Annotated in this window: 21 protein-coding genes; 17 read left to right on the top strand and 4 right to left on the bottom strand. The window is 60.7% G+C overall.

What is annotated here, in order from left to right; genetic code table 11:
* Positions 1-33: 33 nt before the first annotated feature.
* The 9 genes from QCBJ_RS12890 (at position 34) to QCBJ_RS12850 (ending at position 8,667) form a co-directional block, all read left to right on the top strand.
* Positions 34-819, top strand: a complete 786-nt coding sequence (locus tag QCBJ_RS12890; protein ID WP_102060955.1) for a TatD family hydrolase — start codon at positions 34-36, stop codon at positions 817-819.
* Between the two features lie 494 nt (positions 820-1,313).
* A complete protein-coding gene (locus tag QCBJ_RS12885; RefSeq protein ID WP_015885425.1) occupies positions 1,314-1,967 on the top strand; it encodes a TetR/AcrR family transcriptional regulator in 654 nt (217 codons plus the stop codon).
* 115 nt (positions 1,968-2,082) lie between these two features.
* Complete coding sequence (locus QCBJ_RS12880) at positions 2,083-3,051, top strand: GTP 3',8-cyclase MoaA (protein ID WP_015885424.1); 969 nt, start codon at positions 2,083-2,085, stop codon at positions 3,049-3,051.
* A 138-nt stretch (positions 3,052-3,189) separates the two neighbouring features.
* A complete protein-coding gene (locus QCBJ_RS12875; RefSeq protein ID WP_015885423.1) occupies positions 3,190-3,795 on the top strand; it encodes a DUF4823 domain-containing protein in 606 nt (201 codons plus the stop codon).
* A 16-nt stretch (positions 3,796-3,811) separates the two neighbouring features.
* Complete coding sequence (locus tag QCBJ_RS12870; protein ID WP_015885422.1) at positions 3,812-4,372, top strand: DUF1285 domain-containing protein; 561 nt, start codon at positions 3,812-3,814, stop codon at positions 4,370-4,372.
* Between the two features lie 70 nt (positions 4,373-4,442).
* Positions 4,443-5,156, top strand: a complete 714-nt coding sequence (locus QCBJ_RS12865; protein WP_046035657.1) for a GntR family transcriptional regulator — start codon at positions 4,443-4,445, stop codon at positions 5,154-5,156.
* Positions 5,153-6,154: an ADP-ribosylglycohydrolase family protein gene (locus QCBJ_RS12860; protein ID WP_102060954.1), complete on the top strand. Its 1,002-nt coding sequence runs from the start codon at positions 5,153-5,155 to the stop codon at positions 6,152-6,154. The genes QCBJ_RS12865 and QCBJ_RS12860 overlap by 4 nt, the downstream gene beginning before the upstream one ends.
* A gap of 136 nt (positions 6,155-6,290) precedes the next feature.
* On the top strand, positions 6,291-7,757 hold the full coding sequence (locus QCBJ_RS12855; protein ID WP_015885419.1) for a cytosine permease: 1,467 nt from the start codon (positions 6,291-6,293) through the stop codon (positions 7,755-7,757).
* Positions 7,750-8,667: a PfkB family carbohydrate kinase gene (locus tag QCBJ_RS12850; protein WP_102060953.1), complete on the top strand. Its 918-nt coding sequence runs from the start codon at positions 7,750-7,752 to the stop codon at positions 8,665-8,667. The genes QCBJ_RS12855 and QCBJ_RS12850 overlap by 8 nt, the downstream gene beginning before the upstream one ends.
* 60 nt (positions 8,668-8,727) lie before the next feature.
* On the opposite strand, the gene QCBJ_RS12845 is transcribed toward QCBJ_RS12850, so the two are convergent.
* Both QCBJ_RS12845 and QCBJ_RS12840 read right to left on the bottom strand, forming a co-directional pair.
* Complete coding sequence (locus QCBJ_RS12845; protein WP_015885417.1) at positions 8,728-8,994, bottom strand: hypothetical protein; 267 nt, start codon at positions 8,992-8,994, stop codon at positions 8,728-8,730.
* A gap of 51 nt (positions 8,995-9,045) precedes the next feature.
* Positions 9,046-9,378 (bottom strand): hypothetical protein, encoded by a 333-nt coding sequence (locus QCBJ_RS12840; RefSeq protein WP_093545510.1) that lies wholly within the window; start codon positions 9,376-9,378, stop codon positions 9,046-9,048.
* Between the two features lie 190 nt (positions 9,379-9,568).
* Between QCBJ_RS12840 and QCBJ_RS12835 the strand changes: the two genes are divergently transcribed.
* The 6 genes from QCBJ_RS12835 to QCBJ_RS12810 all read left to right on the top strand — a co-directional run bounded on the left by QCBJ_RS12835 (position 9,569) and on the right by QCBJ_RS12810 (position 15,658).
* Entirely contained in the window at positions 9,569-10,048 is a 480-nt protein-coding gene (locus QCBJ_RS12835; RefSeq protein ID WP_015885414.1) for a GNAT family N-acetyltransferase, read from the top strand.
* A 174-nt stretch (positions 10,049-10,222) separates the two neighbouring features.
* On the top strand, positions 10,223-11,044 hold the full coding sequence (locus tag QCBJ_RS12830) for an SDR family oxidoreductase (protein WP_043205764.1): 822 nt from the start codon (positions 10,223-10,225) through the stop codon (positions 11,042-11,044).
* Positions 11,045-11,076: 32 nt separating this feature from the next.
* A complete protein-coding gene (locus QCBJ_RS12825; protein ID WP_046035661.1) occupies positions 11,077-12,057 on the top strand; it encodes a substrate-binding domain-containing protein in 981 nt (326 codons plus the stop codon).
* A complete protein-coding gene (gene araG / locus QCBJ_RS12820; RefSeq protein ID WP_102060952.1) occupies positions 12,054-13,553 on the top strand; it encodes an L-arabinose ABC transporter ATP-binding protein AraG in 1,500 nt (499 codons plus the stop codon). Before QCBJ_RS12825 ends, araG begins: the two co-directional genes overlap by 4 nt.
* Positions 13,554-13,570: 17 nt before the next feature.
* A complete protein-coding gene (araH, locus tag QCBJ_RS12815) occupies positions 13,571-14,536 on the top strand; it encodes an L-arabinose ABC transporter permease AraH (RefSeq protein ID WP_046035678.1) in 966 nt (321 codons plus the stop codon).
* A 318-nt stretch (positions 14,537-14,854) separates the two neighbouring features.
* Complete coding sequence (locus tag QCBJ_RS12810; RefSeq protein WP_015885409.1) at positions 14,855-15,658, top strand: IclR family transcriptional regulator; 804 nt, start codon at positions 14,855-14,857, stop codon at positions 15,656-15,658.
* On the opposite strand, the gene QCBJ_RS12805 is transcribed toward QCBJ_RS12810, so the two are convergent.
* A complete protein-coding gene (locus QCBJ_RS12805) occupies positions 15,659-16,711 on the bottom strand; it encodes an NAD(P)-dependent alcohol dehydrogenase (RefSeq protein ID WP_015885408.1) in 1,053 nt (350 codons plus the stop codon). It abuts the gene before it with no gap.
* A 181-nt stretch (positions 16,712-16,892) separates the two neighbouring features.
* On the opposite strand from QCBJ_RS12805, the gene QCBJ_RS12800 reads away from it, so the two are divergent.
* Positions 16,893-17,786, top strand: coding sequence for an AraC family transcriptional regulator (locus QCBJ_RS12800; RefSeq protein ID WP_102060951.1), 894 nt, complete (start codon positions 16,893-16,895; stop codon positions 17,784-17,786).
* Between the two features lie 179 nt (positions 17,787-17,965).
* Here QCBJ_RS12800 and QCBJ_RS12795 read toward each other — a convergent pair whose 3' ends face one another.
* Positions 17,966-19,630: an electron transfer flavoprotein-ubiquinone oxidoreductase gene (locus tag QCBJ_RS12795; protein WP_015885406.1), complete on the bottom strand. Its 1,665-nt coding sequence runs from the start codon at positions 19,628-19,630 to the stop codon at positions 17,966-17,968.
* Positions 19,631-20,152: 522 nt separating this feature from the next.
* Here QCBJ_RS12795 and QCBJ_RS12790 point away from each other — a divergent pair.
* Positions 20,153-20,786: electron transfer flavoprotein subunit beta/FixA family protein (locus QCBJ_RS12790; RefSeq protein WP_102060950.1), on the top strand; the 634-nt coding region annotated here is incomplete at its 3' end.

Here is a 20,786-nt window from a genome sequence, read left to right as displayed (position 1 = left end):
AGACACTTTTCGTGACTGAAGTTGTAGATACCTATGCTCGTAGATTCCCATTGCCACCTTGACCGCCTCGACCTGGCCCAGCACGACGGCTCCCTTGATGCCGCGCTCGAAGCCGCACGCCAGCGCGGGGTAGGGCACTTCCTGTGCATCGGCGTCAGCGCCGAAAACGCCGCCGACGTTAAAGCCCTCGCCGAGCGTTATGCCGATGTGGATTGCTCGGTGGGTATCCATCCGCTGGACCTCAAGCCCGGCGAAGCCCCGGCCCTCGACTGGTTGCTGGGCGAACTGAACCACCCGCGCGTGGTGGCCATCGGCGAAACCGGCCTGGATTACCACTACGAACCCGAAGCCGCCGAGTTGCAGCAGGCGTCCTTCCGCCTGCACCTGCAAGCCGCCCAGCAGACCGGCAAACCGGTGATCGTCCACACCCGTGGCGCCCGTGCCGACACCCTGACCTTGCTGCGCGAAGCCGCGCTGCCGCAGGCCGGTGTGTTGCATTGCTTTACCGAAGACTGGGACATGGCCAAGGCGGCCCTGGACCTGGGGTTCTACATTTCGCTGTCGGGCATTGTCACCTTCCGCAACGCCGACGCCCTGCGCGACGTCGCACGCCAAGTGCCGGCCGACCGTCTGCTGGTGGAGACCGATTCGCCGTACCTGGCGCCGATCCCCCATCGCGGCAAGCCGAACTTGCCGGAGTATGTGCGCGATGTGGCGGATTACCTGGCGATGCTGCGCGGTGAGTCCTACGAGCGCTTTGCCGAACAGACCACTGCAAACTTCAAGCGTCTGTTCCCGCTGGCTCACGTCGCCGGCTGACGCACAACGTTCAAAAGCTGACAAGCCCGCTCACTGCAGCATTGTGTAGATAACTAAATCGCAGGCAAAAAAAACCCGGGTTCTGGGGGGGCGAATCCGGGCTAAGACCATTAGGAGTAAAACAAGGGCACGCGGTCCGTTGGTACCCAGGTCGGCGCTTCACTTGGGGGAGATGTCACGCCGACAGTTGAAGTATTGATCAGTATCCGATTCAGTCCAGTCGCGACTGGTCGTTTTTTAAACAGATTTGGAATACGCGCGCTTCGCTTGAGTTCTCATCAGGCCGGTGCACGGGTGCGGTTTTTGCGTGTTATTTCTGACTGATATCTATGAAAACGTTGGCGTGCTGAAAGTAAAGTGCATTCCGGGTTCACATAGACATTGCCCAACGACCGTTCAGTCGGGATAATCCCTCGCATCGGGTAAATCGTATCGTCACGTATACGTGGCCTTGCGTAACCCTCCCTCTATCGACCTCTGCAGACCTCTTACTCATGCACAAAGAACCCCGTAAGGTCCGTGAGTTTCGCCGCCGTGAGCAGGAAATTCTCGACACCGCACTCAAGCTGTTCCTCGAACAAGGTGAAGACAGCGTCACCGTCGAGATGATTGCGGATGCCGTGGGTATCGGCAAAGGCACGATCTACAAGCACTTCAAGTCCAAGGCCGAGATCTACCTGCGGCTGATGCTCGACTACGAGCGCGACTTGAACGAACTGCTGCATTCGGCCGACGTCGACAAGGACAAGGAAGCCCTGTCCCGCGCCTACTTCGAGTTCCGCATGCGCGACCCGCAGCGCTACCGCCTGTTCGACCGCCTGGAAGAGAAGGTGGTCAAGGGCCACCAGGTGCCGGAGATGGTCGAGGAACTGCACAAGATCCGCGCCTCGAACTTCGAACGCCTGACGCTGCTGATCAAAGGCCGCATCAGCGAAGGCAAGCTGGAAGACGTGCCGCCGTATTTCCACTACTGCGCCGCGTGGGCCTTGGTGCACGGCGCCGTGGCGCTGTACCACTCGCCGTTCTGGAGCAATGTGCTGGAAGACCAGGAAGGTTTCTTCCAGTTCCTGATGGACATCGGCGTGCGCATGGGCAACAAGCGCAAACACAGTTCCGAGCAGCCACCGCTGGAATCGCCGTCCACGTAATGATTTGCTGCCACGCGTAGTACCCCAGGAATATACTCAGGCATGGACTCTTGCTAAAAGCTGATTTATCAGTCAGCTTTTAGTGCGCCCGAATCATCCTCTGCCGGAGTGATCCATGATCGTTGATCGTCAAGGCAGGCGTTTTCGCAATTTGCGGATCAGCCTGACCTCAGCCTGTAATTACGCGTGTACCTACTGCGTGCCTAATGGCAAGCGGCTGGTGGCTGCCCAGGACGAACTCTCGGCCGAGGCCATGGCCCGTGGCGTGGAATACCTTATTGAAGCGGCCGGCATCGACCGCCTGCGCATCACCGGCGGTGAGCCGTTGGTCAGCCCCAAGCTGGAGGCCTTCATGGGCGCAGTCGGGCAGATGGGCCTCAGTGACATCAGCTTGACCACCAACGGCCAACTGCTGGCGCGCAAACTGCCATTGCTGGTGGAGGCCGGGATCAAGCGCATCAACGTCTCCCTCGACACCCTGGACCCCGACGCCTTCCGCAGCATCGCCCGTGGCGGCGACCTGGCCACCGTGCTTGATGGCATGGACCAGGCCCGTGCCGCCGGGATCAAGATCAAGGTCAATATGGTGCCATTGCGCGGCCAGAACCTCGACCAAGTCATGCCGCTGCTCGACTACTGCCTGGAGCGTGGCTACGAGCTGCGTTTTATCGAGCTGATGCGCATGGGCCACCTGGCCAAGGATTCCAACGCGTTCCTGCAGCAATTTGTCAGCCTGCAGCAACTGTTGAGCCTGATCGGCGAGCAGTATGAATACCTGCAAGCCAACGCTCCCGTGGACGCCACCGCGGTGCGCTACGAAGTGCCGGGCAAGGGTTTCTTTGGTGTGATCGCTAACGAAAGCGTGCCGTTCTGCCGTACCTGTTCACGGTTGCGGTTGTCGTCCACCGGTTGGCTGCACGGGTGCCTGTCGTCCAGCAACCGTCACTATGTCGGCGACCTGCTGGACAAGCCGCGCCATCAAGCACTGCCGGCGCTGCAAGGTCTGTTGATGAAGGCTTTGGGTGACAAGCAGGAAGTAGCGTTCTCGGGCGGCGCCACGATCATGAAAATTATCGGCGGCTGACCCACCCCCAAGGCAACACACAACCCAGTGTGGGAGGAGCCCACTCCCACATTTGTCATATGTTGCTACCAAATGGCGCAAAACCTGCATCTCACGCCCATTCGCCGGTTTTCCGTCACCGGCTTCTGGAGGATTAGGATGCGTAGTCTGGTTTTGTTGCTGGTGTCGTTGACGCTGAGTGGTTGCATGACCGTCAGCGATATGGCCGAAGGCACCCGTTATCAGATGAGTGACGCCGGCTTGCTGGACCACAGCGATACCCGTCGCACCGCCTCGATTCGCGTGCAGCCGGACTCCTTTATCTTTATTGCCCAGGGCGCCTTCGTACCACCGGGCAGCGCCTATCCGCGCCCGAACGTGGTGGCCGAGGAAGCCTTCAACGGTTTTGTCGAATATTTCCCCATGGTGCGCCGTGCCCGCCAGCCGGAAGGTTTGGAACAGGCGATGGCCGAAGCCCGTGCGGCGGGCGCTCACTACCTGCTGTACTGCCGCTTCGCCAAGGCCGATGACCGCATCGGTAACGCGGATGAGTGGGCCGATCAGGAAGCCCTCGACCGCGTTGGCCTGGACAGCGGTGTCATCCAGATCATGTTGATCGAGACCAGCACCCAGTATTTGATTGATACTGCACGTATTCGCAGTCGTGGCGGTTTACTGACGTTCCACGACAACAAGCCAGAAGATTTGATTGCCCGTCCGCTGGCGCAGTACGCCCGAGGCCTGCTGGGGATGAGCAATCAATAAGCATCAGGAGAGCACCATGACCGATTCCGCCAAGGCCAACGACTTGTTGGCCCAACTGCCCAAAGGCAAAGGACCGGCGCCGGTGCACCTGTGGAACCCGGACTTCTGCGGCAATATCGACATGCGTATCGCCCGTGATGGCACCTGGTTCTACCAGGGCACGCCGATCGGGCGTAAGCCGATGGTCAAGTTGTTCTCCAACATCATTCGCCGCGATGGCGATGATTACTTTCTGGTCACTCCCGTAGAAAAAGTCGGCATCACCGTCGATGATGCGCCGTTTGTCGCCGTTACTCTGGAGGTAGAAGGGCAGGGCGAAGGTCAGTTGCTGCGTTTCACCACCAACGTGGACGATCAGATCGAGGCTGGCCTGGAACACCCGCTGCGGGTCGTGATTGACCCCGTTACCCAGGCGCCTGCCCCTTACCTACGGGTGCGCACCAACCTTGAAGCCTTGGTGCATCGCAATGCGTTCTACCAGTTGGTGGAGCTGGCGGTGAGCCGTCCGATCAACGGTCAGAACTGGCTTGGCGTCTGGAGCGGCGGGGCGTTTTTCCCCATCGGCCTGGAGCCCTGAAGTCGGTTTTTTCTTTTTCCTGAAATAATTTGCTTGCTGCCAACGGGCGCTTTCGGTTATCAATTTGTACATGATTAGACATGTTCGATTTGATAAGAAAAAACGCGTCGTCGACGAGCTCATCCGCCGTATCGAGGGTGGGGTGATGGCCGACGGTGTCCTGCTGCCGGGCGAGCACCAATTGGCCGAAGAGTTCGCGGTCAGCCGCGGTACCCTGCGCGAAGCCCTCGCCGAGCTTAAGCGGCGCAATTACATCGCGACCCAAAGCGGCGTCGGCTCCATCGTCACCTTTGACGGCATGGTGCTCGACCAACGCAGCGGCTGGGCCCAGGCCCTGGCCGACACCGGCGCGCGGGTGAACACCGACATCCTGCGCCTGGAAGCGGTGACCCGCCCGGACCTGTTCAGCCGTTTCGGCAGCGACCAATTCATTGCGCTCGACCGCCGGCGACGGACCACTGATGGTACAGCCGTGTCCCTGGAGCGCTCGCTGATGCCGGCTTCCGGTGGCTTGGAAAGCCTGCCTCGGGTTGGCCTGATCGACGATTCCCTGACCATCACCCTGGCCGCCTACGGCTACGTTGGCGCCGAAGGTGACCAGTGGATCGGCGCCGAACCGCTCAGCGACGAAGACGCCGAGTTGCTTGGCCGCCCCGCAGGCACGGTGTTCCTCAAGGCCTCGCGTACGACTTACGACCGTCGCGAGCGTTTCATGGAATACGTCGAAAGCTTGCTCGACCCGCTGCACTTTCGCCTGCACCTTCAGTTTGGACACTCGAAATGATCCCGCACAATCGCGCCCTCGGCGCTTTCTACGGCTTGGCGTTGGGCGATGCCCTGGGCATGCCGACCCAGTCCCTGAGCCGCGAACAAGTCCGAGCGCGTTTTGGTGCCATCACCGGCCTTGAAGATGCCGACGCCGACCAGCCTATCGCGCCCAACATGCCGGCGGGCTCCATCACCGATGACACCGAGCAGGCGATCCTGGTCGGCGAATTGCTGGTGGAAGGCCAAGGCAAAATCGAACCCACCGTGCTCGCCCAGCGCCTGATCGACTGGGAAGCGGTGATGCGCGCCAAGGGCTCCCAGGACTTGCTCGGCCCCTCCACCAAACGTGCGATCGACATGATCCTCGCCGGGCACACACCGGAAGAATCCGGGCGCTACGGCACTACCAACGGCGCAGCGATGCGTATCACCCCGGTGGGCATTGCCGCCGATGTCAGCGACCCGGCGCAGTTTATCCAGGCGGTGATCCAGGCGTGCCAGGTCACCCACAACACCACATTGGGCATCTCCAGCGCTGCGGCGGTGGCGGCGGTGGTCTCGGCCGGTATCAACGGCGTGGACCTGGGCGAAGCGCTGAACATCGGCACGCAGGTCGCGCAGCAGGCGGAAGGCCACGGTCATTGGATCGCCGGTGGGCGGATTTCCACCCGCATCAGTTGGGCGCGGACCTTGAGCGTCGGCAGCGGCGACAAGGCCCTGTTCGCCGACCTGCTGTACGAACTGATTGGCACCTCCGTGGCTTCCCAGGAGTCGGTGGTGGTGTCGTTTGCCCTGGCCCAGCAAGTGGCGGTGGGCGAGATGAATGCGTTCGAAGCACTGTGCCTGGCGGCCAGTCTTGGCGGTGACACCGATACCATCGCCGCGATTCTTGGCGCCATGCTCGGTGCGTGCCTGGGCATGCAGTGCTGGCCTGAGGCGATGATCGAACAGGTCAAGCAAGTCAATGGCCTGGATGTGCAGCCGTTGGTTCAAGCGTTGCTCAAATTGCGATAAGCGCCGCAGGCAAACATGTGGGAGCGAGCAAGCCCGCTCCCACATTCGATAGCGTCGAGTCATGGAGACCGAATAGACATTTCGCTTTGATTCTCTGCCACAACCACAACAATACAGGCACCAGGAGCACCCCATCATGAGCAGCACCTCTTCCGGCCAAAGCGCCGGGCAATTGGAAACGCGCGGCATCGAACCGGTCCCTGAGGCCGAGTGCAACGGTCACCCGTTGCAATTGTTCTGGGTGTGGTTCGCGGCCAACATCAGCATCCTCGGCTTGCCGCTTGGCGCAACCCTGGTCGCGTTTCGTGGCCTGGCCATCTGGCAGGCCGTCATCGTCGCGATCCTTGGCGCCGCCGGTTCTTTTGCGGTGGTGGGCATCATCTCCATCGCCGGCCGTCGCGGCCGTGCCCCGAGCCTGACGCTGTCCCGCGCCATCTTCGGTGTGCGTGGCAATATCGGCCCGACGTTGGTGTCGCTGATGTCACGGCTGGGCTGGGAAACGGTCAACACCACCACCGCCGCCTTTGTGCTGCTGTCGTTGTGTTCGATCCTGTTCGGTTCACCGGTAGAGGCGAAAAGCGCGCCGGTCCTCACGCTGATCTTCATCGCCATCTTTGTGTTGCTGACCCTGTCCGTTTCCGGCCTGGGCCACGCGACCTTGCTGGTGATCCAGAAGTGGGCCACCTACGTGTTCGGCGCCTTGAACATCCTGGTCGGCGGTTTCCTCTGCGCCACCATCGATTGGAGCGCAGTGTTCAACGCTACCCCGGCACCGCTCAGTGCGATGATCATCGGCGTCGGCACCATGGCCGCCGGTACCGGTATTGGCTGGGCCAACGCCGGTGCCGACATGTCGCGTTACCAGCACCGCAGCGTCAAGGCGGTGCGTCTGGTGGCGTCGGCCGCGTTTGGTGCGGGCATTCCGCTGGTGTTGCTGATCACCCTCGGCGGCTTGCTGTCGGTGGGCAACAATGACTTGGCCTCGGCCACCGACCCGATCATCGCGATCCGCGACATGCTGCCGACCTGGATGGCGGTGCCGTACCTGATCACCGCGTTCGGCGGGCTGCTGCTCTCCAACAACCTCTCGGTGTACTCGGCCGGCCTCACCACGCTGACCCTCGGCTTGAAGGTCAAGCGCGTGCATGCGGTGATCGTCGACATCGTGGCGATCTTCGCCGGCTCGATCTACTTCATGCTGATCGCCGACAGCTTCTACGGCCCCTTCATCACCTTCATCTCGCTGCTGGCGGTGCCGATTACCGCGTGGGTCGGTATCTTCGTGGTCGACCTGATCCACCGTCACTACTACAGCCCCAAGGACCTGCTGGACGTCAGCCCCAGCAGCGCCTATTGGTATCGCGGCGGCGTGGAGTGGCGTGCGTTCGGCGCCTGGGCCGTGGCGATCGTGTTGGGTTTCAGCTTCACCACCATCGGCACCACCGCCGAAAACATCTGGTTCGCCGGGCCGTTGTCGGACTCCTGGCTGGGCCACAACGGCCTGGGCTGGATCGTCACCTTCCTGGTGGCCGGCGGGATTTATGCGGTACTGGGTGGTGCGTCTGACCGTCGCCCGGCTTTAGTCGAGAGCGCTAATGTCTAGATTGCTGCACACCGGCCAGGTCATTGTCGACCTGGTCATGGCCCTTGATACCTTGCCCGCCACCGGCGGCGACGTGCTCGCGCAATCGGCCAGTTTCGAAGCCGGCGGTGGCTTTAACGTAATGGCCGCCGCGCGGCGTAATGGGTTGCCGGTGGTCTACCTGGGGCGACATGGCAACGGGCGCTTCGGCGACCTGGCGCGAGCGGCGATGCAGGCCGAGGGTGTGGAGATGGCCCAGGCGCCCAGCACGGATAAAGACACCGGCTTGTGTGTGTCGCTGACCGAGGCCACCACTGAGCGCACGTTCATTTCCCATATCGGCGCCGAAGGTGATTTGAGCGCCGAGGACTTGGCGGGCGTGCTGCCGCAATCGGACGATTATGTGTACGTCAGCGGCTACAGCTTATTGCTGGAAGGCAAGGCACAGGCATTGCTCGATTGGCTCTTGGCGCTACCGCGTGACATCACTGTGGTGTTCGACCCGGGGCCGTTGGTCAAGGCACCGGATTCGGCGCTGATGGTGGCGTTGTTGCCGCGTATTGATATCTGGACGAGCAACGGTCCGGAAGCGCTGGCGTTTACCGGTGCGCGTACGGTTGCGCAGGCGCTGATCGATCTCAATCGTCACCTGCCCGCAAACGCTTTGCTGGTGGTGCGTGATGGGCCGAACGGTTGCTGGGTCAGCCGCGAGGGCCAGGCGGAACATGTACCGGGCTTTAAGGTGAGGGCGGTAGACAGCAACGGCGCAGGGGATGCCCATGCCGGTGTGTTTATCGCAGGGTTGGCCAATGGCCTGGCACCCGCTCAAGCGGCACAGCGGGCGAATGCGGCGGCGGCACTGGCCGTGACGCGTTGGGGCCCGGCCACGTCCCCTGGCACCGCCGAAGTCGACGCCCTACTCGAGCAGTAAATACCAGTCGAGAAATGTGGGAGGGGGCAAGCCTCTCCCACATTTGGCTCACTATCAAGGTTACTGGCTGGTTTCAGACTCCAGCTTGCGCGCCTCATCCACACCCGACGCGGTCAGCTTGATCGGCAAATTCAACGCGTATTCACCGGCGTCGTCGGTGGTCACATGCCCATCCTTGATCAACCCGCGGTCTTGCAGAAATGCCAAGGCACTGGCGACCACTTTCTCTCCGCGGTAGTTATCCAGCACCTCCTTGCCCAACCCATGGGGATGAGCGTGCAGCAGGCGGGTGAGGACTTCTTTTTCAAGGTCTTTGTCGACGTTCATGCGTACCTCTTCACTGGGAAATGATCGGGTGTTCGTCTTGCGTGCGATGAATCAAGGTGCAGGTTGTTTTGGCGCACCTGGGACGTTGGAATCATCGCCCTTGTTGATGTTCGGCTGATTGATCGCAGGGCCCATCTTGCCGTTGCCGACGGCGGCAGGCGCCTGGCGCTGGGTGTCATTGCCCTGGGTGCGAGGATCGGCGCCCGGTTGGATAATCGCGCCACCGTTGGTGTCGAGGCCCGTGCCCATGGATTTCTGCGATTCGGTGGTGGCATCAGGCGTTGGATCGGTCGTTCCGGTGGTCGAGCTGGCGGCAAAGGCGCTCAGCGACGCAGCAGACAACAGACCGGTGAGGGCGAGGGCAGCAAACTTGGAATTTTTCATGAGGGTGTCTCCATATGATTAATGTCCTTACCTACTATTGGTCAGCCCTGGTTTCGTGTTCGTGCCTTGATGGCGACGAACGGTCTTGTGTCTCCTGTAAGATTTTGTGTGTCGGTGACCACGAAATTGCGCTGCAACTCGTCATGAAAGCGCCTTAGTATGTGTGCTTTGAAATTGCCAAGGCTCGCCCATGACCATCCAGATTCGCCCCGCCGTGCCCAGCGATGCTGCGCAGATCCTGACGTTCATCACTGAGCTGGCCGAGTACGAGAAGGCCCGGCACGAAGTGATCGCCAGTGTGGTGGACATTGAGCGCAGCCTGTTCAGCGAGGGCGCCACCGCCCATGGCCTGATCTGCTCGCGCGATGACGTGCCGATTGGTTTTGCGGTGTTCTTTTTCAGCTATTCCACGTGGCTGGGCAGTAATTGCCTGTACTTGGAAGACCTCTACATCAACCCGGAACAGCGCGGCGGCGGGGCGGGCAAGAAGCTGTTGCGCCACCTGGCGAAGATCGCCTTCGATAACGGCTGCGGCCGCTTTGAGTGGAGCGTGCTGGACTGGAACGAGCCGGCGATTGCCTTCTACAAATCCATCGGCGCCCAGCCGCAGGAGGAGTGGGTGCGCTATCGCATGGAAGGTGATGCGCTGCGCGACTTTGCACTGGGCTAACCCCCTGTCTTCAAACACTGAAGATCAACTGTGGGAAGGGGCTTGCCTCCTCCCACATTTTTTTTGCTTTTGCTCATAATGTGGGATGCAAATTTATATATTGAGATATTTCAAATGATGGGTTTATAGTCGGCTGCATCAGCACTCACTACCAAAAATAAAACAGGTGAAGCGATGCAGGCACAACCGTTGTCACTTCCCGCCGTGCCCGAGCCAACCTACGGCGAGCGCCTCAAAGGCAAAGTGGTGATCATAACCGGCGCCGCCCAAGGCATTGGCGAGGCCATCGTTGCGTGCTTTCAGGCCCAACAGGCGCAGTTGGTAATCGCGGATATCCAAGGCGACAAAGTCGCACAGGTCGCCGCCCACTGGCGCGAACGCGGTGCAGATATCTACGCGCAAGCCGTCGATATCACCTCCAAAGAGCAATGGCAGTCGCTGGTGAACCTCGCCATCGAGCGCTTCGGCCGCGTGGACGTGCTGGTCAACTGCGCCGGCGTCAACGTGTTCCGCGACCCGCTGGAAATGACTGACGAGGACTGGCGCCGCTGCTTCGCCATCGACCTCGACGGCGCCTGGTACGGTTGCCGCACGGTGCTGCCGCACATGATCGAGCAGGGCATCGGCAACATCATCAACATTGCTTCCACCCATTCCAGTCACATCATTCCCGGCTGCTTTCCATATCCCGTCGCCAAGCACGGCCTGCTCGGCCTCACGCGTGCCCTCGGCATTGAATACGCGCCCAAGGGCATCCGCGTGAATGCCATCGCGCCGGGCTACATCGAAACCCAGCTCAACGTCGACTACTGGAACGCTTTCCCCGACCCCCAGGCCGAGCGCCAGCGCGCGTTCGACCTGCACCCGCCCAAGCGCATCGGCCAGCCGATTGAAGTGGCGATGACTGCGCTGTTCCTGGCGACCGACGAGGCGCCCTTTATCAATGCCACCTGCCTGATGATCGATGGCGGGCGGTCGGTGATGTACCACGACTAAATCGTTTTCCAATAACAAGAATGAGGTGGTTCATGTTCAAGAAGACCCTAGGCGCCCTGGCGCTTGCGATGGCGCTCAGCGGCGTTGCGTTCGCCGAAGAAGTGAAGATCGGTTTCCTGGTCAAACAGGCCGAAGAACCTTGGTTCCAGACGGAGTGGGCCTTCGCCGAAAAAGCCGGCAAGGAACATGGTTTTACCGTGATCAAGATCGCCGTGCCGGATGGTGAGAAGACCCTCTCGGCCATCGACAGCCTGGCCGCCAATGGCGCGAAAGGCTTTGTGATCTGCCCGCCTGACGTGTCCCTCGGCCCGGCCATCGTTGCCAAAGCCAAGGTCAATGGCCTCAAGGTAATGGCGGTGGATGACCGCTTTGTCGATGCCAAAGGCAACTTCATGGAAGACGTGCCCTACCTGGGCATGGCCGCGTTCGAAGTGGGCCAGAAGCAGGGCGCGGCCATGGCCGCCGAAGCGAAAAAACGTGGCTGGGACTGGAAAGACACCTACGCCGTGATCAACACCTATAACGAACTCGACACCGGCAAAAAACGCACCGACGGTTCGATCAAATCCCTTGAAGAGGCGGGGATTCCCAAGGACCACATCTTGACCGCCGCCCTCAAGACCCTGGATGTTCCCGGCAGCATGGACGCCACCAACTCGGCCCTGGTCAAGCTGCCCAGCGGCGCGAAAAACCTGATCATCGGCGGCATGAATGACAACACCGTGCTTGGCGGCGTGCGTGCCACTGAAAGCGCCGGCTTCAAAGCGGCCAACGTGATCGGTATCGGCATCAATGGCACCGACGCCATCGGCGAATTGAAGAAAGCCGACAGCGGTTTCTTCGGCTCGATGCTGCCTAGTCCGCATATCGAGGGCTACAACACGGCGCTGGCGATGTACGAGTGGGTCACCACCGGTAAAGAGCCCGCCAAGTACACCGCGATGGACGAAGTGACTTTGATTACCCGCGCCAACTTCCAGGAAGAACTGACCAAAATCGGGCTGTGGAAATGACCGGCGCGGCCTTGCGCTTCAATGGCATCGGCAAGGAATTTCCCGGTGTGAAAGCGCTGGCGCAGATCAGCTTTGAAGCGCGGCCGCGTGAGGTGCACGCGTTGATGGGCGAAAACGGCGCAGGCAAGTCGACCCTGCTGAAAATCCTTGGCGGCGCCTACATCCCAAGCAGTGGCACGCTGCAGATCGGCGAGCAGACCATGGCCTTCAAAAACGCCGCCGACAGCATTGCCAGCGGCGTGGCGGTGATTCACCAGGAACTGCACCTGGTGGCGGAAATGACCGTGGCCGAGAACCTGTTCCTCGGGCATTTACCGTCGCGTTTCGGTGTGGTCAATCGCAGCCTGTTGCGTAAGCAGGCGCTGGCCTGCCTCAAGGGGTTGGCGGATGAAATTGATCCGGAGGAAAAGCTCGGCCGCCTGTCCCTGGGCCAGCGTCAACTGGTGGAAATCGCCAAGGCGCTGTCCCGTGGTGCCCATGTGATCGCGTTCGACGAACCCACCAGCAGCCTCTCGGCGCGCGAGATCGACCGCCTGATGGCAATCATCACGCGCCTGCGCGACGAGGGCAAAGTGGTGCTCTACGTGTCGCACCGTATGGAAGAAGTGTTCCGCATCTGCAATGCCGTCACGGTGTTCAAGGACGGCCGCTACGTGCGCACGTTCGACGACATGAGCGCGCTGACCCATGACCAGTTGGTGACGTGCATGGTCGGTCGCGATATCCAGGACATCTACGACTACCGGCCGCGTGAGCGGGGCGAAGTGGCGCTCAAGGTCGACGGTTTGCTTGGCCCAGGGCTGCGTGAGCCGGTCAGCCTGCAGGTGCACAAAGGCGAGATTCTTGGCCTGTTCGGCTTGGTCGGGGCGGGGCGCACGGAGCTGTTTCGGCTGCTGAGTGGTTTGACCCGCAGCACCGCAGGAAGCCTTGAGCTTTGTGGGCAAAAACTGCCGCTGCATTCACCTCGCGATGCCATTGCCGCCGGCGTGCTGCTGTGCCCGGAAGACCGCAAGAAGGAGGGCATCATTCCGCTGTCCAGCGTGGCCGAGAACATCAATATCAGTGCGCGCGGTGCCCATTCCACGTTCGGCTGGCTGCTGCGTGACGGCTGGGAAAAGCGCAACGCTGACCAGCAAATCCAGGCGATGAAAGTCAAAACGCCGAATGCCGAACAGAAAATCATGTACCTGTCCGGCGGCAACCAGCAGAAGGCCATTCTTGGCCGCTGGCTGTCGATGCCGATGAAAGTGCTGCTGTTGGACGAGCCGACCCGTGGCATCGATATCGGCGCCAAATCGGAGATCTACCAGATCATCCATAACCTGGCCGCCAGTGGTATTGCGGTGATCGTAGTGTCCAGCGACCTGATGGAAGTGATGGGCATCTCCGACCGTATCGTGGTGATGAGCGAAGGTGCCCTCACGGGTGAATTGACCCGCGATCAAGCGGATGAGGCTCGGCTGTTGCAACTGGCTCTCCCGCGTTCGCGGGCTTGAAGAATTCGAGGTGAATGATGTCTGAGGTAAAAACTGCAAAGGGCTTCTGGCCGGGGTTCAATCAGCGCAAGTTTCTCGATGATTGGGTGATGCTGCTCGCCGCGCTGGGTATCTTTTTGCTCAGTGCGTTGTTTATCGACAACTTCCTTTCACCGCTGAACATGCGTGGCTTGGGCCTGGCGATTTCAACGGTGGGCATTGCCGCCTGCACCATGCTGTTCTGCCTGGCATCGGGGCACTTCGATCTGTCGGTGGGCTCGGTGATTGCCTGCGCCGGCGTGGTGGCGGGCATTGTGATTCGCGACACCGACAGCGTGGCTCTCGGCGTGTCGGCGGCACTGGCCATGGGGCTGGTGGTGGGGCTGATCAATGGCATCGTCATCGCCAAGCTGCGCATCAATGCGTTGATCGCCACGTTGGCGACCATGCAGATCGTGCGCGGCCTGGCCTATATCTTCTCCAACGGCAAGGCCGTCGGCGTGATGGACGAAGGTTTCTTCGTGTTCGGCAACGGCCAGCTGCTGGGTGTGCCCGTGCCGATCATCATCACCGTGCTGTGCTTTGTGTTCTTCGGCTGGCTGCTGAATTACACCACCTATGGGCGCAACACCATGGCGATTGGCGGCAACCAGGAAGCCGCACTGCTGGCCGGGGTGAACGTCGATCGCACCAAGATCATCATCTTCGCCGTACACGGTTTGGTTGGCGCTTTGGCTGGGGTCATCCTCGCGTCGCGCATGACCTCCGGCCAGCCGATGATCGGCCAGGGCTTTGAGCTGACAGTGATCTCCGCCTGCGTGCTGGGCGGGGTATCGCTGAGCGGCGGCATCGGCATGATCCGGCATGTGATTGCCGGGGTGTTGATCCTGGCGATCATTGAGAACGCGATGAACCTGAAGAACATCGATACCTTTTACCAGTATGTGATCAGGGGTTCGATCTTGTTGCTGGCGGTGATCATCGACCGTATGAAACAGCGCTGAATTCACGCCCTGTGAAGATTCAAATGTGGGAGGGGGCAAGCCCTAATGCCAGTCAGTTAAGGGTGAGCACCGTACCTGTGGCGAGGGAGCTTGCTCCCGCTGGGTCGCGAAGCGGCCCCAGCTCTTTGTTTCAAAAGACTGGGACTGCTACGCAGTCCAGCGGGAGCAAGCTCCCTCGCCACGGGTTATTTTTCGCTCTTGCTGCTTCTTAACTGACTGGCATTAGGGCTTGCCCCCTCCCACATGGGATCGTCGCTGTATTGAGGGGCGGTATTTGCCATAATGCCGCTCGTTTTCGTACCACCACATAGGCCCGATATGCAGGAAAACGCCCACACCCCCGTCAAAGAAGCCGCCCCCACCGGCACCCAGACCCTGCTGCGAGGCCTGGGCGTGGTGCAGGCGGTGGCGGCCGGTGCGCGGGATCTGAAAGAGATCGCCCGGCGTATCGGCACCACCCGCAGCACCACGCACCGACTGGCCAGTTGCCTGGTGGAGGAACGTTACCTGCGCGTGGTGCCGCAAGTCGGTTACCTGCTGGGGCCAAAGTTGATCGAGCTGGGTTTTCAGGCGCGCGAGGAGCTGCCATTGGTGACCTTGGCCATCCCGTACCTGGATGAGCTGTCGGCACTGACCGGCGACACCATCCACCTGGCCATCCGCGAATACGACGACGTGCTGTACCTGCACAAGAACCCCGGTCGCAACGGCCCGGAAATGCGCTCACGGGTGGGCCATCGCATGCCGTTGGCGCGTACGGGCGTGGGCAAGGCGATGCTGCTGGATGACGCTGTCGAGGAGTGGCAGCGTTTGTATGAGACCAGCCTGCCGGCGGGTGGGAAAAACCTGCAATGGCCGCAACACCCGGAGCAATCCTGGGCACAGTTCGAGCAGCGCATGCGTGAATACGTGGTGGGCGGTTATGCGTTCGATCTGGAAGACAACGAACCGTCGATTCGCTGCGTGGCGGCACCGGTGCGCGATGCCAGCCGGCGAATCGTCGCCGGCATCAGCATCGCCAGTACCGTGCCCTACATGCCGCTGGAGAAGATGGCCGAGCTGATCCCTGTGATCAAACAGGTGGCAGCGCGGCTGTCAGCGGAGTTGGGCGCTAAAGGCTGATCAGACCTTCAAGGTCGCCATGTCGATGACAAAGCGGTACTTCACATCGCCGGCGATCATGCGGCTGTAGGCTTCGTTGATGTTGCGGATGTCGAGCATTTCGATGTCGCAACTGATGCCGTGCTCGGCGCAGAAATCCAAGACTTCCTGGGTTTCGGCAATGCCACCGATCAAGGAACCGGCCAGGACTTTGCGGCCCATGATCAGCTTGGCGGCGTTGACCGGTGGGTCGACCGGTTCGATCAGGCCGACCAGGATGTGCACGCCGTCAAAGCGCAGCACGTCGAGGTAGGGGTTCAGGTCGTGCTGCACCGGGATGGTGTCCAGCAGGAAGTCAAAGTGCCCGGCGGCCGCTTTCATCTGCTCGGCGTCGGTGGACACGATCACGTGATCGGCACCCTGGCGACGGCCTTCTTCAGCCTTGCTCGCGGAGCGGGTGAACAAGGTCACTTCTGCGCCAATCGCCTTGGCCAGCTTGATGCCCATATGGCCCAGGCCGCCCATGCCCAATACGCCGACCTTGTCGCCGGCCTTGATGCCGTAGTGCTTGATCGGCGAGTACATGGTGACACCGGCGCACAGGATCGGCGCGGCGCTGGCCAGGTCGAGCTTGGCTGGGATCTTCACCACGAAGTGTTCGCTGACCACGATGCTGTCGGAGTAACCGCCCATGGTGTTGCTGCCGTCTACGCGGTCCGGGGTGGCGTAGGTCATGGTCGGGCCTTCGAGGCAATATTGCTCCAGGTCCGCTTTGCACGCGTCGCAGTGACGGCACGAATCAACCATGCAGCCCACGCCCACCAGGTCGCCGACTTTATGCGCGGTGACGTTGGCGCCGACGGCGGTGACCTTGCCGACGATCTCGTGGCCCGGCATCAGTGGGTACACGGCGATGCCCCATTCGTTGCGCGCCTGGTGGATGTCGGAGTGGCACACGCCGCAGTACAGGATCTCGATGGCCACGTCATCCACGCGCGGGCTGCGGCGCTGGAAGGACATGGGGGCGAGGGGAGTGGTGGCCGACTGAGCGGCATAACCGATGGCGGTGTACATGGTGGAACCTCGCAAAAGCGTTGGAAAGTGAGGCGGGCCATTTTCCGCGCCGGTCCCGGATGCGGCCATGGTGATTGCTCCGAGTCTCATGCCTATTCGTCCGGGAGTGCCCTGTGTTTGGGTTTTTGTGTCGCCGGACCTGCGATGATGCTCTCATCCCTTTTCAGCGAAGTTTTTTGCCATGTTGTTGACCCGCCATCTTGATGCCAACGCCCCGCTGGTTGCCCTGATTGAGGGGCTGACGCCCCGTGACGGTTTCTCGCCGACACACTTGTCCGGTGTGCAGGTATTGCGTGCCAGTTGCGACGTGGCACGCGGGCCGCAGATCTATGAGCCGAGCCTGATGTTTGTCGCCCAAGGCAGCAAAGTCGCCTACCTGGGCCCGCGTACGCTGGAGTATGGCGCCGGGCACTACCTGATCCAGGCGATGCCGGTGCCCTTCGAGTGCGAGACGTTTGCCATGGCGCCGGATGCGCCGCTGCTGGGCGTGACGGTGGGCATTGATCGCGTGGTGCTGGGCGAGTTGGTGATGGCCATGGGCATTCAGGCCGGGCCGCCGCCGACGGCGCAGACGCTGGAGTCGATGAGCTCGGTGGTGCTCGATGATGCGATGCGCGGGTGTGTCGAGCGGTTGTTGCAGTGCCTGCACGATCCGCTGGAAAGCCGGATCATGGGCCCGGCACGGGTACGAGAATTACTCTTCACTGCATTGCGTGGGCCACAGGCGGATGTGTTGCGGGCGTTGGTGGAACAGCAGGGGCAGTTTTCGCGGATTGCGACGGCGTTGAATCACCTGCATGCCCATTATGCCGAGCCGCTGAATATCGAGACGCTGGCGGGGTATGCGCACATGAGTGCGTCGACTTTTCATGAGCACTTCAAGCGCTGCACGCTGTTGTCACCGGTGCAATATCTGAAGCGTCTGCGGTTGCTCAAAGCCCAGCAATTGCTGTTGGTGGAAGGCATGGGGGTGGCGCAGGCGGCGCATAACGTGGGGTATCAGAGCACGTCGCAATTCAGTCGAGAGTACAAGCGCTACTTCGAGCGCAACCCTGGCGAAGAGCGGGCTGCATAGTCATTCCAGGCAAAGCACATATCCAAATGTGGGAGGGGGCTTGCTCCCGATGACGGTGTATCCGTCAGCAAATCTGTAGCTGACCCACCGCTATCGGGAGCAAGCCCCCTCCCACATTTGACCGTGTTTGCACTCATAAAAAAGGCTCCCGATTTGGGAGCCTTAATGTGCAAGCCAGCTTACATATTCGGGTAAGTCGGCCCACCTGCACCTTCCGGCGTGACCCAGGTGATGTTCTGCGAAGGGTCCTTGATGTCACAGGTCTTGCAGTGCACGCAGTTCTGGGCGTTGATCTGGAAGCGCTTCTCGCCATCTTCTTTCGTGATCACTTCATACACGCCGGCCGGGCAGTAGCGCTGCGCCGGTTCATCGTAGAGCGGCAGGTTGGTGCCGATCGGGATGCTCGCGTCTTTGAGCTTCAAGTGGCACGGTTGCTCTTCTTCGTGGTTGGTACCGGAGATGAACACCGAGCTCAGCTTGTCGAAGCTCAGCTTGCCGTCGGGTTTGGGGTAGTCGATCTTCTTGCTGTCTTTGGCCAGCTTGAGGCAGGCGTAGTCCGGCTTGGTGTCGTGCAGGGTGAACGGCATCTTGCCGCCCAGGATGTTCTGGTCGAACCAGTTGAAGCCGGCGCCGATGATCGGGCCGAACTTGTGCATCGCCGGGCCGAAGTTGCGGCTGGCGAACAGTTCTTCGTAGAGCCAGCTGGACTTGAAGCTGTCGACGTAAGCGGTCAGTTCATCACCGCCTTCGGACTCGGCAAACAGGCGGTCGGCCACGGCGTCGGCGGCGAGCATGCCGGACTTCATCGCGGTGTGGCTGCCTTTGATCTTGGCGAAGTTCAGCGTGCCCAGATCGCAACCGATCAGCGCGCCTCCCTTGAAGACCATCTTCGGCAGCGAGTTCAGGCCGCCTTTGCAGATGGCACGGGCGCCGTAGCTGATGCGCTTGCCGCCTTCGAGGTACTGGGCCAACACCGGGTGGTGCTTGAGCCGCTGGAACTCATCGAAAGGCGAGAGGAAGGTGTTGCTGTAGGACAGGTCGACGATCAGGCCGACGACCACCTGGTTGTTTTCCAGGTGATACAGGAACGAGCCGCCGGTGTTTTCGGCGCTCATGATGTCCAGCGGCCAACCGGCGGTGTGCACCACCAGGCCTGGCTGGTGCTTGGCCGGGTCGATTTCCCAGATTTCCTTCAAGCCGATGCCGTAATGCTGGGCGTCGGCGTCGCTGTCCAGGTTGAAGCGCTGGATCAGTTGCTTGCCGATGTGGCCACGGCAACCTTCGGCGAACAGCGTGTACTTGCCACGCAGTTCCATGCCTGGGGTGTAGACACCTTCTTTGGGGTTGCCTTCACGGTCAACGCCGAGGTCACCGGTGATGATCCCACGGACCACGCCGTTTTCATCGAACAGCGCTTCCTGGGCGGCGAAGCCTGGGTAGACTTCCACGCCGAGGTTCTCGGCCTGCTGGGCGAGCCAGCGGCACAGGTTGCCCAGGGAGATAATGTAGTTGCCTTCGTTGTGCATGGTCTTGGGCACAAAGAAGTCGGGAACCTTGGTGGAGGCTTCGGGGCTGCGCAGTACATAGATGTCATCGCGCACCACGGGGGTGTTGAGTGGGGCGCCGAGTGCTTTCCAGTCCGGGAACAGTTCGTTCAGGGCACGTGGTTCGAACACAGCACCGGACAGGATGTGTGCGCCGACTTCGGAGCCTTTCTCGACCACGCAGACGCTGATTTCCTTACCGGCTTCGGCGGCCTTCTGCTTCAGTCGGCAGGCGGCAGACAGGCCCGCCGGGCCAGCGCCGACGATGACCACGTCGAATTCCATGTATTCGCGTTCCACAGGCTATCTCCTACTCAAGGCTCAACAGGCTTTTTTTCTAATGGGTGGAGGTTCGGTGTCGTGTCCGTCATCACTGCGCCAAATGGCAGGGGATGACCCACCTTTCTCTCTAGGTGGCGCATTATATCTACACCACTGCCAGCGTCCAATACAAACGTTTGTTTGAATTGCCCGCAGGCTAGGTAAATCAAAGAGGCGCGGCTTATGACTGGCTATTTTGCCGTATTGACCAGAATAGGCGTTCCGGTCAATATACGGTCGGTTTTGCGCTTACCGTAGGCAGACAGCAGGTTTCAAGAGCACGTCCAAAAGCACGACAGGTGACGCGCGCCCAAACGATGGCGCGCAGTTTACACGCTGCGATAAAGAATGACCTCTCAGTCACCACTGACGAACGGTCATCATTTCCCGTGAGCAAGGTCATCCGCCGACGTTTTTGGAGGTGCCCTTGTGTGCCGATGAGCATCAACCGCCAGGTTCGCCTAGGCGACTTTCTTTTCACCGGAGAGTAACGAGGAATCCATGAAGGTTCTTGTAGCTGTCAAACGCGTTGTCGATTACAACGTGAAAGTTCGCGTCAAGGCGGACAATTCCGGCGTCGACCTCGCTAACGTCAAGATGTCGATGAACCCTTTCTGCGAAATCGCCGTGGAAGAAGCCGTACGCCTGAAAGAGAAAGGCGTGGCGACTGAAATCGTCGTGGTTTCCATCGGCCCGACCACTGCTCAAGAGCAGCTGCGTACCGCCCTGGCGCTGGGCGCCGACCGCGCTATCCTGGTCGAGTCCGCTGAAGAGCTGACCTCCCTGGCCGTGGCCAAGTTGCTCAAAGCGGTTGTCGACAAGGAACAGCCTCAACTGGTGATCCTCGGCAAACAAGCCATCGACAGCGATAACAACCAGACGGGCCAGATGCTGGCTGCACTGACCGGTTACGGCCAGGGCACCTTTGCTTCGAAAGTCGAAGTGAACGGCGACAGCGTAGCGGTGACCCGTGAAATCGACGGCGGCGCGCAGACGGTTTCGCTGAAACTGCCAGCCATCGTCACCACCGACCTGCGTTTGAACGAGCCGCGTTATGCGTCCCTGCCAAACATCATGAAAGCCAAGAAGAAGCCTCTTGAAGTGCTGACTCCGGATGCTTTGGGCGTTTCCACCG

Origin of the sequence: Pseudomonas sp. QC2 (assembly GCF_002859085.1) — a bacterium.
In the GTDB taxonomy this organism is placed as follows: domain Bacteria; phylum Pseudomonadota; class Gammaproteobacteria; order Pseudomonadales; family Pseudomonadaceae; genus Aquipseudomonas; species Aquipseudomonas petroselini.
Note: the sequence above shows the minus strand (reverse complement) of the source record. Positions and strands in the feature narration are given on the sequence as shown.